The organism is Enterovirga sp. CN4-39 (assembly GCF_049446235.1).
In the GTDB taxonomy this organism is placed as follows: Bacteria; Pseudomonadota; Alphaproteobacteria; order Rhizobiales; family Beijerinckiaceae; genus Enterovirga.
The window spans coordinates 93,231-110,237 of sequence record NZ_JBMSEF010000006.1; the positions used below are offsets into that span (position 1 = coordinate 93,231).

At 61.3% G+C, this 17,007-nt stretch carries 10 protein-coding genes and 1 pseudogene; 7 read left to right on the forward strand and 4 right to left on the reverse strand.

Features of this window, described 5'->3' with window-relative positions:
* Positions 1 to 106 precede the first annotated feature (106 nt).
* The 5 genes and pseudogenes from ACO2SS_RS12095 to ACO2SS_RS12115 all read left to right on the forward strand — a co-directional run bounded on the left by ACO2SS_RS12095 (position 107) and on the right by ACO2SS_RS12115 (position 6,668).
* On the forward strand, positions 107 to 292 hold the full coding sequence (locus ACO2SS_RS12095; protein ID WP_423277912.1) for a hypothetical protein: 186 nt from the start codon (positions 107 to 109) through the stop codon (positions 290 to 292).
* Between the two features lie 922 nt (positions 293 to 1,214).
* Positions 1,215 to 1,547: pseudogene (locus ACO2SS_RS12100) on the forward strand (integrase core domain-containing protein); the annotation flags it as partial.
* A gap of 142 nt (positions 1,548 to 1,689) precedes the next feature.
* Complete coding sequence (locus ACO2SS_RS12105) at positions 1,690 to 2,391, forward strand: TylF/MycF/NovP-related O-methyltransferase (RefSeq protein ID WP_423277913.1); 702 nt, start codon at positions 1,690 to 1,692, stop codon at positions 2,389 to 2,391.
* A gap of 48 nt (positions 2,392 to 2,439) precedes the next feature.
* Complete coding sequence (locus tag ACO2SS_RS12110) at positions 2,440 to 3,093, forward strand: class I SAM-dependent methyltransferase (RefSeq protein WP_423277914.1); 654 nt, start codon at positions 2,440 to 2,442, stop codon at positions 3,091 to 3,093.
* Positions 3,094 to 3,149: 56 nt separating this feature from the next.
* Positions 3,150 to 6,668 carry a glycosyltransferase gene (locus tag ACO2SS_RS12115; RefSeq protein WP_423277915.1) on the forward strand — a complete coding sequence of 1,173 codons (3,519 nt, stop codon included), beginning with the start codon at positions 3,150 to 3,152 and terminating at the stop codon, positions 6,666 to 6,668.
* Positions 6,669 to 6,671: 3 nt separating this feature from the next.
* Here ACO2SS_RS12115 and ACO2SS_RS12120 read toward each other — a convergent pair whose 3' ends face one another.
* A complete protein-coding gene (locus ACO2SS_RS12120; RefSeq protein WP_423277916.1) occupies positions 6,672 to 8,006 on the reverse strand; it encodes a class I SAM-dependent methyltransferase in 1,335 nt (444 codons plus the stop codon).
* A 347-nt stretch (positions 8,007 to 8,353) separates the two neighbouring features.
* On the opposite strand from ACO2SS_RS12120, the gene ACO2SS_RS12125 reads away from it, so the two are divergent.
* The gene (locus ACO2SS_RS12125; RefSeq protein ID WP_423277917.1) at positions 8,354 to 9,337 is read left to right on the forward strand and encodes an NAD-dependent epimerase/dehydratase family protein; all 984 of its coding nucleotides are present in this window, start codon (positions 8,354 to 8,356) and stop codon (positions 9,335 to 9,337) included.
* 337 nt (positions 9,338 to 9,674) lie between these two features.
* On the forward strand, positions 9,675 to 10,403 hold the full coding sequence (locus ACO2SS_RS12130; RefSeq protein WP_423277918.1) for an ABC transporter permease: 729 nt from the start codon (positions 9,675 to 9,677) through the stop codon (positions 10,401 to 10,403).
* 65 nt (positions 10,404 to 10,468) lie between these two features.
* Here the strand turns inward: ACO2SS_RS12130 and ACO2SS_RS12135 are convergent, their stop codons facing one another.
* The 3 genes from ACO2SS_RS12135 to rfbB all read right to left on the reverse strand — a co-directional run bounded on the left by ACO2SS_RS12135 (position 10,469) and on the right by rfbB (position 16,996).
* The gene (locus ACO2SS_RS12135) at positions 10,469 to 11,467 is read right to left on the reverse strand and encodes a hypothetical protein (RefSeq protein ID WP_423277919.1); all 999 of its coding nucleotides are present in this window, start codon (positions 11,465 to 11,467) and stop codon (positions 10,469 to 10,471) included.
* A 70-nt stretch (positions 11,468 to 11,537) separates the two neighbouring features.
* Positions 11,538 to 15,272 carry a glycosyltransferase gene (locus ACO2SS_RS12140; RefSeq protein WP_423277920.1) on the reverse strand — a complete coding sequence of 1,245 codons (3,735 nt, stop codon included), beginning with the start codon at positions 15,270 to 15,272 and terminating at the stop codon, positions 11,538 to 11,540.
* 653 nt (positions 15,273 to 15,925) lie between these two features.
* Positions 15,926 to 16,996 (reverse strand): dTDP-glucose 4,6-dehydratase, encoded by a 1,071-nt coding sequence (gene rfbB / locus ACO2SS_RS12145; protein WP_423277921.1) that lies wholly within the window; start codon positions 16,994 to 16,996, stop codon positions 15,926 to 15,928.
* Between the last annotated feature and the right edge of the window lie 11 nt (positions 16,997 to 17,007).

Here is a 17,007-nt window from a genome sequence, read left to right on the forward strand (position 1 = left end):
AGACGCCGCCGCCCCGTCAAGCGCGACACGCTCACGGGAACGTCAGCACACCGTCCAGGTTGACTTCGTAGAACAGGCAGTCAGCAACTTTTGAAGGAGCGCGTCGGTGGGAGACCTCGGCAGCTACATCTGGTTCATCGGACTCGGGGCCGGCATCGTCATCCTGGGCATCACGATGGCCGTCGCCCGCTCACGCCGCCGCAAGACCTATATCGGCGACGAGAACCACGCCTGGAAGCAGGCCGCCGCGGAAACCGGCCGGCCGGAGGTGGCGAACCCCAACCTGCGATAGCCGCGCACGGGCGGCTGGGCCTCGACAGAGGCCCGCGGCATCCCGGTGGTCTCGCGCCCGGCTGCCGGGCTCGTTGAGCCCCTCGGGAGCGCTTTCTGCCCAGAAACCCCTCACCGGCTCGCCTGCTCTCGGCACCGCCGAGCAGCCTGCCGACTCCGGCGATCTAGGCCGCGGCACCGAAAGGCGCCAGCGAGGCAGCGACGGCGATGCAGTCCGTCGCAAGGCGGATTGCCCTCGCCTGGAAGCGCGCCGGCTCGGGTGACGAGTTTTTCGGCAGCCGTCGCGAAGGCCGCGGCAGGGTGCACCCATTCAACGAGGCCGACGCGGAGCGCCTCCAGGTCAGAGAGCCGCGTCGTACTGCAATCCATTCTGAGCCTGGACGGACGGGTTCGCCTCATCGCCGTAACTGTGCCCGCTGAAACGGCTGGCGACCAGGAGCTCACAATGGGGAACCGAGCGGAGCACCCGCTCTCCAGGTCACTCGCCCTAGGTCGCGACGTGTAAAGATCATGCGCGAGCCTGCATCGAGTCAGCTTGGCCAAGCGCTCAGAGGCACCTTGCGGCTGGCAGGCGCTACCACAGGAGCCTGGTTTCCCTTGCTCGCTGATCATGTTCGCAGTCACGATTCGCTCGTGGCTCTGCTCGCGTCGCTGACGTTCGCCCAAGCGCCTCCTTCGCCTCAGGGCCGAGCCCGCGGGCGACAATTCGACTCCGGCGGTTTGAACGGCCTATGTCGACTCATCGCTGATCCGTCTGGGGCGCTATAGCGTGAAGTTCTTCGGTTCGAAGGGCGGTAGCGTACTCCGCGAGATCTGCGCGGCTCCGGAATTATCTGCCTCGATCACGTGCCCTGGCCTCTTCAACCAAAGTACGTGGCTACCACCCCCCAAACCGCTTGGGCCCGACAGCCTGCTACAACGGGCATGCGTTTGACCGGGTCTGTCGCGAGAACGCCATCGAGCACCGCATCACAATGCCCAACCATCGATGGACCAACGGCAAGGTCGAGCGGATGAACCGGACGCTCAAGGTCGCGACCGTCAATCGCTACCTCTACGGGAGCCACGGCCTGCTCCGCAACTGCAACTCTTCCTACACTCCTACAACCACGCCCGCCAACTGAAGACCCTGCGGAGCCTTACACGCTAGAAAACACGTCCTTCCGGCCTGGACGAAAGAGCCTGAACTTCGAACTCGACCCATCACACTACACCCCGGACCGTACACACCGTCAACGCGTGCGTCAGACGCATAGCATCCGGGTGAGCGAAGGACAGCGTTCCCGGCCGGTGCTTGCCAACGGCTAAACCGCTGCCGACCACGAGTTCGGGCAGGTCGTTGCCTTTAACCGTCCATCGCGGTAGCTCGCTCGGGGCGCTCCTGAGTTAAGATGGGTAATGGACGAGATCCTGCGGCCGCTTATCGAGAAAGTACGGCACGCTTCGATGGTCGACGAGGAGGCGCTGCTTTTCTCCTGGCGAAGCGCCTGCGAGCTGATCAACGATGGGGTCCCCGGCGCCCTAGTCGAGTGCGGAACGTGGAAGGGCGGGTGCAGCTTCGGGCTCGCCCTTGCTCAAAGGGCCGTTTTCGGGCGGGTTGTCCGTCCGGTCTACATGCTTGACAGCTTTGAAGGCCTCCCGCCCGCTGATGGCAGAGACGGTCCGGCCGCGATCGAGTACCAGAGCCGCCCGGACGACCCGGGGTACCTAGACAATTGCCGGGCTCCCCTTCCGCAGGTCCTCGCAACGCGCGACAGCCTGTCCCTAAGCGAGTCCGAATGCCCGATAAGGCCCGGATGGTTCTCGGAGACGGTGCCGCCGTTGCGGTCGGAACTGCTCGCGCAGGGCATAGCCTGGCTGCGGGTTGATTGCGACTGGTACGCGCCGGTCCGGTTCGTCCTGGACGAACTCGAGCCGCTCGTCGCTGAGGGCGGAGTCGTAATTCTGGACGACTACTACGCCTGGGACGGATGCGCCCGGGCCGCGCACGATTACCTATCGCACAACGACATTCCCTACCGCCTGCGGCAAGAGGGCTCGGGCTTCATCTGGGCATGGTTCCGGAAGCAGCAGAGCCGTGGTCTCTCGGACCCCCTTTGACGCCGATTTTTCTCCAATCTCTACGAACTTGAAGGAATCGAAAAAGCCATGCCGATGGTGATGACCCCCGAACAGAATGATTGGTTCTCTCGCATGCGGGGGGAATGGCTCTCGGTCATGCGCCCATTTGATGGTTACGGTCCGAGCGCTCTCTTCCAACCTCTTCCCGCCCTGCCGCCCGAACTTCTGGCGGACTGCAAGCTCTTGCCGAATCGCTACGCTATTCTTCCCCTCCTGCCCAAGGGCGGCCGGGTCGCGGAGGTCGGTACCCAGGAGGGGCGCTTCGCCGATCATATCAGCGCGGAATGCCGACCGGAGGAGTTGCACCTGTTCGACATCGACTTCTCCCCGCTGACGCGGCGGACAGATACTGAGCTTGCGCGAACGGCAACCCTTCACGAGGGCGATTCGGCTAACATGTTGTCCAGGCTTCCCGACGACTATTTCGACTGGATGTACATCGACGGGGACCATAGCTACGCCGGGGTGAAGCGCGACGTCGAGGTTGCTAGGACGAAGGTGAAGCCTGGCGGGACCCTGGTCTTCAATGACTTCGTCATGTGGAGCCCGGTGGAGTGCATCGACTACGGCGTGCCGCACGCGGTCTGCGAGCTCGCTTTGAACCATAACTTCCGCTTCACGCATTTCGCTCTGCATCAGTTGATGTACTGCGACGTGGCGCTTCGTCGCCCCGAACGGTGAGTTCCACCGTGAGCCCGAGCCCTGCTGCCGACAGCCCTTCCCTCGGATTGGCTCCCGTGTGGTCCCACGAGCCCACGCGTATCCGGGTTTGTGCTCAGGATGGGATTGTCGATCCGCGCGCATTCTCTCCGGCCAACAACTTCGGAGCGGGCGCGCTCGCCCGCACCCTGGTCGAGACGGATCGGAATTATTCCGACGTCAACGTCACATGGCAGCAGGAGGTCTACGATCTCGCCCGCGACGTAATCCAAAGGGTCGGCGCCCGGCGGGTCGTTGATATCGGAACGGGCTCTGGGGCGAAATTTGTCTCCGCCTTTGCCGGAATGGACCTTATACGAATCCAGGTGGACTGGGACGACCGGCGCGAGGTCGTCGTTCCCAACGGATCGCCGGAAACGAGCCGCTTCGTCACGGCCAATCTCGAGGATCCCGGCGATCTCGAGCGTCTCGCGAGCGAGCTCGCCGACGGGCCTGCAACAGTCTTCGTTCTTTCCGACGTCATCGAGCATCTCATCGATGTCCGCCCCGTCCTGCGGATTCTTCGACGGCTCCTACGAGCGCACGAGCGGCATCGCCTCATCATCTCGACGCCGGATCGCGATCGGGTGGACGGATACGGCGCTTCACGGCTGCCAGACAATTTGGGCCATGTCCGCCAGTGGAACGCCGCTGAATTCGGCCTCGCTTTGAACTCGGCCGGGTTTGACGTGGTTCGGATCGGCCACCTCGCCCAGAATAACTTTGACGGCTTGGACCGGACAATCGCCGCGGAGTTGCGCTGCACGACCGAGGGCTACAGCGCCTTTCTGTCTCAACACGGCTTCCCTAAGCTCAACGACCATCTCGCAATTACGACCGAGCATGCTGATGCGAACGCGACCGGCGGGATCGGCTCGTACTACAGGTACAGTGACGCGGAATTAGACCGAGCCCGGATCTACCTGTTCGCCGGCGGTCACGGCCTTCCGCAGGACTGGCTGCCCTTCGTCCGTCGCAAGGGATGGATGCACGTTGCCGAGTTCAACAACCAAATTCGTGAAGATCTCGCGACGGTCTCGGCCCATTCACCGGAGGCGGTTCTCGAGGCAACTCTACAGATCGTCTTCTTCTACGACGATCTCAAGCTCATCGAGTACCAAGATTATCTTGGGCTTGGAGCGCGGGTGGCACAGGCCAAGCGCACGGGACTGTTGCCGCCCACGATCAGCGTCATTGCTTATGCGCACGGCAGCCACTTCTACCTGGACAACGCGAGCGGCGCGCTGCTGGACGTCCCGCGGGATGGGCAGGTCGACGTGCGAGAGCGGATCTCGCTCGAACAGGCCGACGTGGTCCTATTCCCGTCCCGCTTCCTGCGCGACCTGTATCTGTCGACCCAGGGGCTGCAACCGCGGCAGGTGGTCGAGCAGGCCTATCCGATGAGGCTGAGGGACGGGCCGATCTCCGAGGCCCTGCTCGGCCCGATCGACACCCTCCTCTTCTACGGGAAGCAAACTCCGCAGAAGGGCTATCCCGAGTTCTGCGACGCCGTCGTCGAGTTGTTCAGCGATAAGCGGTTCTCCGACGTAGCGGAGCAAATCCGCCAGATCGTGCTGATGGGTGTGCCTCAGCCGGACGAGCGGTTGCTGGCATTGGAGAATGTCAGGATCGTGCATGGGCAGTATACCCTCGACGCAGCACTCTCCTGCCTGAGGTCTCACGCTCCGAGGGCGCTCGCCGTTCTGCCCTACAAGGCAGATAATCATCCACTGTCGATCTTCGAAGTTGTCGACGCCGATTGCCAGTTGCTCGCCTTCGCAGCCGGCGGTCTCCCGGAGATCATTCCGGAAGAGCTTCACACCGATCTCTTATGCGCCCCAAAGGCGAAGCCGCTCGCGGAGGCGATCGCTCGACAGCTTCAGCGAACGTTTTGGGAGCGTGCCCGGCTCATCGAACGGACGCGTTCTTTGATCCGAGAGCATTACGAGACCGTGCGCGAGACGTTCCGCGATGTTGTGGACGGCTTGAGGAAGACTTCTTTGAATCCGAGGCCTGCCCGAGGGGCAGTCAGCGTCGTGGTCCCCAATCTGAACGGCGACGCCCACTTCTTCGACGATTTGGCCGTTGGGCTCAGGAATAGCTTTCTTCAACCTGCCATCGTCGAGGTGGTCGACGATGGATCTGACGAGGCCGGGCGTTCGCGGCTCGAGGCCAGCCTGACCAAATTTGGGCCGCTGAGATACAACCTCACCTATAACCCCACGAATCTCGGACTGGCGGGTGCCCGAAACGCTGGTCTCGCGCGAGTGCGGACGCCGTATGTCTGCGCGCACGACAATGACAATATCCTGCTCAATCGGTATCTCGACCTCGCCTGCCGGGTGCTCGACGAGAACCCCGATGTTGCCGCTGTCACGGCTTGGAGTTGGTGCTTCGTCGATGGGGTGTCTTGGAGGGCCCGGCGCGCCCGTTGGGATTTCGAGTACCAGCCGCTCGGGCAAGATCTTGGCCTGGGGCTGAACAGCAACTGCTTCGGGGATGCCCTGGCCGTCTACAGAACCGAATCTCTTCGAGCCCTCGGCGGCTGGGATGACTCCTCGAAGGGGCTCTGGGAAGACTGGCAGTTGTTCATGATGATGACCACCGCCGGGATGAAGATCCTGACAATCCCAGCGCCAATGTTCCTGTATCGCCTGCGCCCTGGCTCGATGCTGCAGTCCTACGCGCGTCTTCCAGGGGAGGCGCGGATCGGGCGAGCGCTCAGTCCCATTCCGCCCGCCGACGGGGTCAGTCTGATACGAACCGCGAAAACATTCCAGAAGCAGGCTGCGTCCGCGATGGCGCGCGTTAGCGCCGTTCAGGAGAAGCTGAACTACGATCGTCAGGAGCGCTTTAGGGCTGTCGCGCATAGGTCTCGCGCCCACGTGAGCTTCGAAGCGCAGATCGAGGCAGCGCAAAATCGACTGAACGTCTTTCGTCAGGAGCGCTTCAGGGCTGTCGCGCATAGGTCTCGTGCCCACGTGAGTTTCGAAGCGCAGATCGAGGCAGCGCAAGATCGACTGAACGTCTTTCGTCAGGAGCGCTTCAGGGCTGTCGCGCATAGGTCTCGTGCCCAAGTGAGTTTCGAAGCGCAGATCGAAGCAGCACAAAATCGACTGAACTTCTTCCGCCAGGAGCACTTCAAGGCGTTGGCTCACCGGTGCCGCACCCAAGTGAGCTATGAATTTCAAGCCGCCTCGATTCGAAGAGATCGATTCCTGAGGCCAGTGTTACGCCTTCTTCGGAAGCGCAAAGAGGGGCCCATGAGCAACGCAAATTACCAGGAAGACCGACGCATGGTAGAAGTGTCGGGCCTGTTCGACCCCATTTGGTATCGCGAGCAATATCCAGATCTAGCTGATTGGGGTGGGGATCTACTCGACCACTTCATGGCACATGGGGCGATCGAGGGTCGCTCGCCTGGGCCACACTTCTCGGGGTCGTACTATCTGGAGCAGAATCCGGACGTGCGCGACGCGGGGCTGAACCCGCTCGTTCATTTCCTTCGCTACGGAGCCGACGAGGGCCGGTATCCGGAGCCCCCCATCACACTCTGACCATCAAGTCTCGACTTCGAGGCTTTCGGACACCAGGCATTCCACCGCCAACCGCGAGCCGGCAGTGAGAGGACGGATGCTCATCTCATTGCCGAAGGCAACGCTGGTCAGGTCGAGGACCGCTCGATCGTGCCAGCGCTTGTAGAGGGCGGAGCCGAGAGCCTGCGTATCGAACTCGGCCACCTTTCGGCCCATGGCGTCGTGTAGGCCGAAGCCACCCTGCGAGTTCCGGAGGTCGATTTGCAGGAGGCGAGGCGCTTCTCCGACCAAGTCATAAGAGAGGTGGCCGTCACCCTCGACGGTCACGAGGTCGAGGGTCCAGCAGGCGGGTCGTTCGATTATCCCGCTCCGGTCGGACCTGCTGGGGACGCAACGGATGATCGGCTCCTTCATCTCGGTCGCGGGGTCGGCGCCGAAGTCGAACACCATTTCGAGCCAGTATCGAGCGAAAGCCGCGTGAGCGAGCGGCCCGTGCTGCTTTAGGTACCGGACCAGTTCAGCTTCGTCCCGCCGGATCGGCTCGTCCGCTGCAGGCCACGGACACCAGCCGTCGGATTTGATCGTCGGCAGTCGGCCCTCGCCGTCAGCCAGGAAGAGCTCGAATTCATGATAGCTTGCCGCCATCCCGAAGCGATACAATGCCTCGCAGGGATCGTCGCCACCAGCGACCTCCTTAGCGCCGATGCGTGGCGACCGCGCAATGTACTGGAGTGCGAGTTCAGTCGGTAGTGATTGGAAAAAGTGCAGAAATGTGGAGTGACTGTCGTGCGGGATCAGCCGGTTTGGCGTCTCAGACACGATAAGAAGGCCGTGCCCGGCGAGAAGTTCCCGGATCGCCGCCAAGACGATCCGGCGTTCATCGAGCGTGAGATGTTCGATAACAGCGTACATGATCACACAATCGATGCGATCCTCGATCCCATATGCCCGCGGCATGCGCATAACATCCGCCGCATTAGCGTCGAGGAAGTGTAAATTCTCCCGCCCACATGCTGCCGCAAGCTCGCGCGCTAGCCCGATAGCGTCCGTATCGAGATCGACGCCATAATAGCGGTGGAACAGATGCGACCAGGGGATCGCTTTTAGGCCGCGCCCACATCCCAGTTCGAGCACCGTCATAGACGACAGATCGTAGCCGAGGCTCGTCAGCCGCGGGACGCGATAGTAAATCGCGGACGCGAGCCTGTCGAGAAAGTAGGGTTCGGGCATCAATTTCTCGATCACCGGGAGATCGCGACGAAAGATATCCTGGACGAGATCGTCGATGGTGCTGGACGCCGCAGGCGAAAAGACTGACGGCTGGAACGCGCGAATGGCCTCGTCGGACAGGAAGGTCACTGATGCTCCGTGTAGCGCTCGATGTCGCGGGTCTGCCGAGATAACCAGCTTCCTATTATGTCCCAGTTTGGTTGGGCCGCCCAGTGAGCCGCGTGAAAATGGGCCGCGCGGGGGGGTTATCAAAGCCTCAGGTTAGCGTGGCGGCGATCAAGGGCCAAGCTCACCATTGCCGCTCCGTTCGACACATCTTACAAGGCAGCGTATGAATACGAAAGCGCCAGCCCTTGCTCTCGTTGCCGAGATTGCCCTTGCGTCTAGTAAACACGACCTCCACCGACCCACTCCGAATCCCGCTAGTATGCTGCCGCTCGGTTGGGGCTCTCGGTCAGCGCGGATTGTGAGGGAAATTGTCTGACGAGATCTATGCCTCTGCGCCCGGGTCGGAATTTGCAGGCCTGCGATGCCTGGTGCTGGGCGGAAGCGGATTCCTCGGAAAGAACCTGTGTCGATCACTGGCCTTGCATGGGGCGAACGTTACAAGCTTCGGGCGTCGCCCTGAGGATCCCGCCCCCCACTTTGGCATCCGCTCCATGACGGGCAGCTTCCATGATCAAGCAACATTATCGGGCGCGGTCAAAGGTCAGGACGTCGTTTTTCACCTTATCAGCGGGTCTATTCCAGAGTCGTCGAACCAGGACCCGTCCGCCGAGTTGCGGGGAGCCCCCCTGGCAACCATCCACTTCCTCGATCTATGCAGGTCGAACAACGTCAAGAAGATCGTCTTCGCATCGTCGGGCGGCGCGATCTACGGCATTCCTGACTTAATCCCAATAACGGAGGGGGCTCCGACCAATCCGATTTCCGCATATGGGATCGGCAAGCTGATAATCGAGAAGCACCTGTCCCTCTATAATCACCTGTACGGCCTAAACTACCACGTCCTACGGATTTCGAATCCATACGGGCGCTATCAGGTCGGACGCAACCGTCAGGGCATCATCGGTGCATTTCTGAATCGAGCGTTGGACGGCCTGCCGCTCGAGATTTGGGGAGCCGGAGACATCGTCCGAGATTTCATCCACGTCGATGACGTGAGCCGAGCGTTTATCGCGAGCATCTCCTATGACGGGCCACACCGTGTCATGAACATAGGCAGCGGCCGGGGACTGAGTGTGAACGACATCATTGATGCGCTCGAACGTGAACTGGGAGGCGGCCGGCTTGCTCGCGCCTTCCTCAGCGCTCGACCGGCCGACGTTCCTATCAACATCCTGGATACCAAACTAGCTCGCGAGGAACTCGGGTGGGCTCCGAGCATTGATCTTGTGTCAGGTCTTCGCGATACAATTGCGTGGCTCAGGGACGCCCGTAGGGTCCGCAACTCGGATTGAAAGTTGCGCGCTGCTGAGCCCAAGTCACAGGCGCGTGCTTCCTCCCGAGCGCACCCCAGTCCCCGATTGGGTCAAGGCTTGCTGATAGATTAGACGCGGGCGGCTACCGCAACGCCATAAGCAAGGAAGCAGGCTCTCCAGTGGCGAAGACGCTCCGATAGAACTGCGTCAGCGCACCCCGTTCCATCCCGTGCCGTGGCGTTCTAAAGCTCGTCGGTGCAAGGCGGCCCCAGCATGCCACGCGGTCGCGTCGGCGAACATGGTCCCCTTCTGGAGGCTCTCGTTGCTCTCGCGGCATCTCCCCCTTTCGAATCAGATCAACGTACTGAAGGCACTGATGCTGCGGGACATCCGCACACGCTTCTTCGGTCACGGCCTGGGATATCTGATCGCGATAGCCTGGCCTCTAGTCCACATCGGCGTGCTAATGGCGATCTGGGCGGGCACCGGCCGCGTAGTGCCGCTTGGAAACAACGTTGCCCTGTATTTCGGAGTCGTGCTCCTCCCCGTCATCAGCTTCATGTATGCGTCGCGCTGGATCATGCTTTCTGCGATCGGCAACAAACCCCTCCTTTATTTTCCGATCGTCAAGCTCATCGATGTGCTTGTTGCAAGAGCACTGCTCGAGGCAGCCGCGGCGTGTGTCATGACGGTCGCGCTATTCGCAGCTATGGCGTCGATGGGCTTCTATACCCCCCCGGCTTCGATAGTGGGCATCATGCAGGCCATGGGAGCGTCGATCCTGCTCGGGGTTGGCTGCGGGATGGTGAACGGCGTCGTTGCGCTAGGTTTCCCGCTGTGGGCTACCGGATATCAGCTGCTCCTGGTGATCATATACCTATTGTCCGGAGTCGTGTTCGTGGTCGATGACTTACCGGAGATCGCTCGTGAAATCCTCGCGTGGAACCCCGTCCTGCACGGGGTCGAATGGATGAAGAGCGCGTATTTCGGTGTCCACACGCGGACGCTTGATCGCCAATACATGCTGTCCTTTGGAGCCAGCACCCTCTTCATCGCCCTTCTCCTGGAGCGATACGTCGGACGGCGCCTCATGAAGGGCGGCTGAGCCACGCGCCACTTCGTCATCGGCAGATTATCGAGCAGTTTACTTAAGCAGCCTCAACCTGTGGCTTACAACCAACGCGCCAGGGCGCGCCGTAGCTTCCTAAGCCATGAGGCCCTTACTCTTTGAGATTGGGTCGACGCTCTCTCGATCGGGTTTGGCGCTTCAAGGATGGATTTCACGTAGCCTGAGGTCACGTCCGGTCTCTGTTTGGTCGCAGCCAGTTCGATCAGACGCTCGGGCAGATCGATGCCGTTTTGTATGGGACGCGGAAAGAACCTTTCCGCCTGGATGAAAAGGATAAGGTCGGGAGCAAAGGCACGGACGAAAGAGAAGTCCAGATCGGGCGAATGGATGAACATCGCCTCTTTGAATGAGAAGCTGATCGCCGGCAGGAGAACATACGTGAAACTGTCGTGAATGACGAGCACCCGCCCTTGCGCGCGAGGGTTGGAGCTGTGCGCGTGTATGACCAACCCTTCATTGATGATGTTGCCGTGGAACGCCAAGATCGGGGCTGGGTTACAGATGGTGGTGTTCAAATAGCGCTCGGGCGGGAGTTCGGCATGTACGCCAAGATCGCCCTTGACGTCCTCTTGCTTCGTCTCCAGCCGCAACGCGTCCAACCCGTCCGACAACGGAGTCACCCCGAATCGGTGTGCGAAGCTCTGGAGATACGTGACCGCGCCGTGTGTCGTCCAATGCGTGTCGGTGCGGGGATAGGTCGGGATCGCGCCGCCACCCGGCCTTAGAAGGTCGGGGTCGTAGTACGTGAAGCGGGCAGCGTCAGGGCACCGCCGGAGATACCGGCGAAGCGGCACCGGGCCTCTCTTCTCGAAGATGATCTCGCTCGGCAGAAAGCGACGATACACAGTCTCCTTGTTGGGCGCGACGAGATGGTAGTATTCGGCGCCGATGCCTCCGGCGAAGGCGACCCGCTCCTCATGTACACTCCCTATCGCGTCAAGCAATGCTGGCTCTAGCCGCAGCCTGCCTTCCGTTTGAGCTAGGACATCATTGCTGTCATTGCTCAGGAAATAGTATCCGTCGCGGCCCCTCACAAACATTGATTGTCTTCAATCTCGTGTAGCTGGCGGGGTACCGAACCCAAGTGCAGCGCTCAAGCGCTGCAGCCGGTCACGCTAGATTCGGCGTGTTTTCGGGCCTCCGGGGATTGTCATTCGACCAAGCGAGCCCATCGCGAGCGATATGCGGGCTGCTACCTGCGTTAACGTTGCTCGATTGAGCAACGTCCAACGGTCGAGCGTCGGCGAGGTGCACGTCCGCGATCAAGGCCTCCCACCGATCGAGTATGGATCCGAGTTCATGGTCCCCGGCGATCTCCCGAGCAGCCGCTCCAAGACTCTCCCGTTCAGCCTGGGAAGCCATAAGCCTGCGAAGGCACTGAGCGAGCGAGGTGGCCGAGAACTCTGCCGCTAGCAATCCGTTCACACCGTCAGTTATGAAATCCTCATTGCCGAAGCAACCCGCGAACCCAACGGCGGGAACACCTGCCGCCATTGCCTCGATCAAGGCCAAGCCCGCTCCCTCGAATTCCGATGATAGAACGAAGATGTCCGATTGTTCCAGAACGCTGACCATGTCGGTCGTTGTCCCAGGCAGCCTTACCCGTCCAGTCAGGGACTGATCTGCGATGCGACGCTCCAGAGGGGCCCGCAATTCGCCCTCCCCGTAGATGTCGAGTTCCCAATCCGGAAACTCGTCCGCGACCTGCGCGAAGGCGTCGATCAGCAGATCGAACCGCTTCTGCGGGGCGAGCCGGCCGATGCCGACAACACGCCTCGCTGCGCCGAGGCGCCTTGTCGCCGAGACGAACGCGGCATCAACAGGCTGCCCGATCACTTGAGCCTTCCCACGCTGCTCCTCCGGCAGAGACGCGAGATAGCGGCCGGACACGAGATGGATGGCGTCGACGCGATTGAAAGCCGCGAGTCGCCGCTCGCGAGACCACCATCGCTCTTCGATGACCCAAGGGTTGTTGTGCTCGGAGGCGATGATCCGGCATCCGGAGCCCTCTGCGGCCGAGAGCGCCTGCTCGAATAGCGATTCCGATAGCATCGGAATGAACACATCGACCGCTTCGTGGATTAGGTGACTGCGTAGCGCATTCCGTCCGGATTGGCGCTCGATGTCTACCGGAAAGACCTCCACCCCCGATCGCAAGTGGTAGATCGGGCAGGCGTTCGCCTGGGGTCGGCAAGCTATGCTGACCCGATAGCCACGCTCCAGCAACCCGGAGCTCAGTAGCGCTACCAGGCGCTCGATACCTCCCTTCGAGAACAGCAATCCGTGCACGTAGAAGCAAACGTGAATCGATCCGTCGACATAGTCTGGCTTGAAGGGGCGGTTTCCCACGGCAGAGATCTCGAGCCGCAAGGACGGGTCGTACCGCCCGGCGAACCGCTCGGCCTCGTGGTCGAGTTCGAACCGTATCCGCCTCCTGAGCGCTACCGTCGTGCGATAATGCGTAACGACGTACCGCGCTATCTCGAGGCGTTCTCTGAAATATGTGTCAGTACCCTCGAGGCGGTGAACTGCCGATTGGCTGTGTCGGCGAAACCGGTTGACGGCCTTCGGCTCATATACGACCGTCCCGTCGAGTAGCGCCTGAAGATAGATCCTCCAATCCCCGCACATGCGGTATCGCGTTGCGTCTTCCAGGGAGGGGAGCAAGGCCGACTTTCTCAGGAGGGCGCCGCTGGCGTTCACGATTGCGGACACTGCACCGAACCCGGCATTGACGAAACGCGCACCGGGCATCGTGAAAGCTTCATGACCGAAGCCAGGCCAAACGCGGTCCAGATACGGGCGAACTCCGTCCGACACCAGCCGGCTATTCTCGTCGATGACGTCCGTCCAACCGAAGGCGATCTTCACGTCAGGCCGGCTCATCTTCGGCAAGAGCATTCGCAGGAACTCGTGATCGCATTCGTCATCGCTTTCGGCGATCCAGACAATATCGCTCTTTGCCAATTCGAGCCCGCGACGCCACTGCCTAAACAGGGAGCCCGAATTCGCCCCGTTCGCAACTAAGCGAACCCGCGGATCCGACAGGTAGGGTTGAATTGCTGCGAGACTGCCGTCGGTCGACGCGTCGTCGAGAACGATAACCTCAACGTCCTTCACGCTTTGTTCGAGGATGCTGTCCAAGCGCCGGGAAATGAATCGCTCATGATTGTAGTTGGGCACCACCACCGAAACGGCGGGAACGCAGCCAGCCTCTTGCATGGTGGCCAGTATGCGGGGAGCCTGCACGGCGACTGTATGTTCCCGTTGTAACTCCCGTCGCGCAGCCTCACCCAAGACGCCCCTTCGCTCCGCGCTCGCGACGAGTGAGGTGATCGCCGCCGCAGCGGCCGCGGGGCTTCGTTCCTCGACCAGAATTCCACCCGATTCTAGAAAGCCTTCCATCCCGGTCGCTCCCCTAAACGCGACGGTCGGGATGGAGAATTGCGCGGCCTCCAGGACGACGAGGGGAAAGGGATCTTCCTGCGAAGACAAAAAGAAAAGATCTCCCACGTTCATCAGATTGGCCGCGTCCGAATGGTAGCCAAGCAGCTTGAAGCGATCCGCCAGCCCTAAATCCTGAACGGCTCTCTCCAGGTCGGCTCGCATCTCACCGTCGCCGATCCAGAGGAAGGCGAGCTTTTGCCAGGATAGCTGACGACACAGTGTTCGTGCCGTTTCGAGGAAGATACCGGGATCCTTCCTAATGTTCAGGGTGCCGCATCCGAGGACGAGAAACGCATCCTGATCGATGTCCAGGCGCCGACGCTCCCGAATGCGAAGCGCCCTACGCTCTTCCGCACTCAGCGAGGACGGGGATATAAACGCCGGGATGGTGCGGACGGGCTTTCCCGCGGTCGCCGCCGACTGACGAAGATAGTCCCCGCTGGCGGGAGATGCAGCGATCCAGAAATCCGCCACTGCGGCTAATTGCCGGAACTCGGTCTCGAAAAGACGCACGACCCCCCCCAGCTCGTGACTGTGGGCGAAGCAAATGCTGTCCTTCAGCAAGTCGCGGATACTGCCTTGAAAGAGCCGGCCACTCACGACGGTGTTGCAGTAAATGATATCCGGCTGCGGAGTGAGAAACCGCCTAATAGCGTCCTCGTCCTCGTCAAGGCTTTTTCCGATAGAGAAGCACGGAGCCAGCCTACCGTACTCATTCGAGAGATCACCAGAGCCTAGGAGGAGTATGCGGATATCGTAAGCCGTATGGTCCACGAACCAGCGAATAATCTCCAGAAGAACTCGTTGTGCACCGGCCGGATAGCCATCGTGTCCTACGAACAGGATGCTCTTACCGCCGCGCGGTTCGAGCTTTCCCCTCTTCGGCAGCCTACCCTGAGCCAAGCCGAATCGCGCGTAGTGCTCCAGCGCACCCATCCCGGAGGCACGCACGTCCCCGTAGAGATCCAGATAAAACTTCGGGTCGAAATACGGATTTGGCGCGCGGCCTTCCCGCTCCCCGTTGCAGAAGTAATGCGCGACGGGGTCGATCCCAGCCTCCCGCACGTCGTGATTCCGGGATAGGTACCAGTCGCGATCGACCGTTAGATGCGGGTGATCGCCGCCCGTCGCATCCGGCAGGATCGCGGGCAGCGGACGGCGCCCCTCAGCTTCGCCGTGCTTCCAGAAATGGACAAGCGGGTTAACTCCGCTACGCCGAACATCCTCGTAGCGCTCCAAATAATAGCTCGTGCTAAACGCCGGGCTGGGATCGCGGCCTTCAACGGCACCATGGCGGAGATAGTGTCTGTACGGGTCGACCCCACTGGCGCGCACGTCAGGATAGGTTGCAAGGTACCAGTCCGGATCGAAATGCGGGTTCTGACCTCTCTTGCTCAATTTCCTCCACGATCCCGAGACTGCTCGTTCTGCCCGTCGGAGGGCGGCCAACGCTTGCAGCGGGAAGGTTTGCTGTAGGCGAGCGAACTCCGCTTTGAGATAGCCGTTCTCCTCTTCAAGGCGCCTCAACGCGAACGCTTGGCGTTCGCCTCTGCTTCGCTCTCGAGCATAGTTCTCCGTCGCTGCGGACAGTCTTTCCGACAGCAAGTCGATAAGTTGATGAGCTTCTGATCGCAAGCGGTCCTCGCCCCGTTGCCGTACTACCCGGTCGGCCTGTTCCGCCGCCCTTCCCACACAGGCGACACTTTCCAGCGGGCCGCCCGCGGATCCTGACCCAGCGGTCTGGCCGTCGATCGACCCACGTGAGGCCATACTCCCCCCTTCACCCTTTCCAGAACCCGGCCGCATCATCGGAAGCACTCGCTACTCCGCGGATCTCCGACATACGTGGCGCACTCGCCGCTTCTTGGACAGCAGCGGCGAGGCAGACGCCTGAGCATCACCCCTTCTCGGGGCATATCAGCCTCGCGATCGTTGGTAAAAGCGGCGCAGCATTGGGCCGCAATCGTCGCACCGCCGCTACAATCCCAATCGGGATCTGGCATTCAAGCCTCGGTCCCTCGGCCCTCGAAAGAGTTGGTTGTGCGGGGAAGTCACCGGGCGCCTCCGGACAATCCTAGGCGTTGACCTCTGTAGTTGCGCGCCTGAATGGCCCGCCACCAGGGTTCGTTATCGAGGTACCAGCGCACAGTCTTCTTCAAGCCGGAGTCGAACGTCTCGCGAGGCGACCAGCCGAGTTCTCGGTTGAGCTTTGAAGGATCGATCGCGTAGCGCTGGTCGTGGCCGGGGCGATCCGGGACGAACGAGATCTGATCCTCGTAGGGACGACCATCCTGGCGAGGCAGCATACTGTCGAGCAAGCGACAGATCGCGCGGACGACTTCGAGATTAGTGCGTTCCGAGTTGCCGCCGATATTGTACGTTTCGCCCGGAACTCCTGCCTCAAACACTTGCTGCAAAGCACGTGCATGATCCTCGACGAACAGCCAGTCGCGCACGTTGTCGCCGCGACCGTACACGGGAAGGCTTTCCCCAGCGAGTGCCTTCACGATCATCAACGGTATCAACTTCTCGGGGAAGTGAAATGGCCCGTAGTTGTTCGAGCAATTCGTGATTAGGGTCGGAAGACCATAGGTGTGGTGCCACGCGCGGACGAGGTGATCGGATCCGGCCTTGCTCGCGGAATAGGGAGAGCGGGGATCGTAAGGTGTCTCCTCTACGAAGAAGCCCTCCGGCCCAAGCGACCCGAAAACCTCGTCCGTGGAGATGTGATGGAAGCGGAACCGGGTCTTCCGGTCCGGCGGCAGCGCTCGCCAGTGCGTCGTGGCGGCGGCGAGCATGCGATACGTCCCGACGACGTTCGTCTCGATGAAGATACCTGGGCCTTCGATCGAGCGGTCGACATGGCTCTCGGCGGCGAGGTGCAGCACCACGTCCGGATCGAAGGTCTCGAAAGCCCGCGCCACCGCATCCTGGTCGCAGATGTCTGCCTTAAGGAACCTGTACCGCGGGCTGTTCTCGATCGACGCGAGCGATGTGAGATTGCCTGCGTAGGTCAGCTTGTCGAGGTTCAGAACCTGGTAGTCACTGTCGGCAACGAGGTGGCGCACAACGGCCGAGCCGATGAAGCCGGCTCCGCCGGTGACGAGGACACGTGCTGTCACTTGAGCAATCC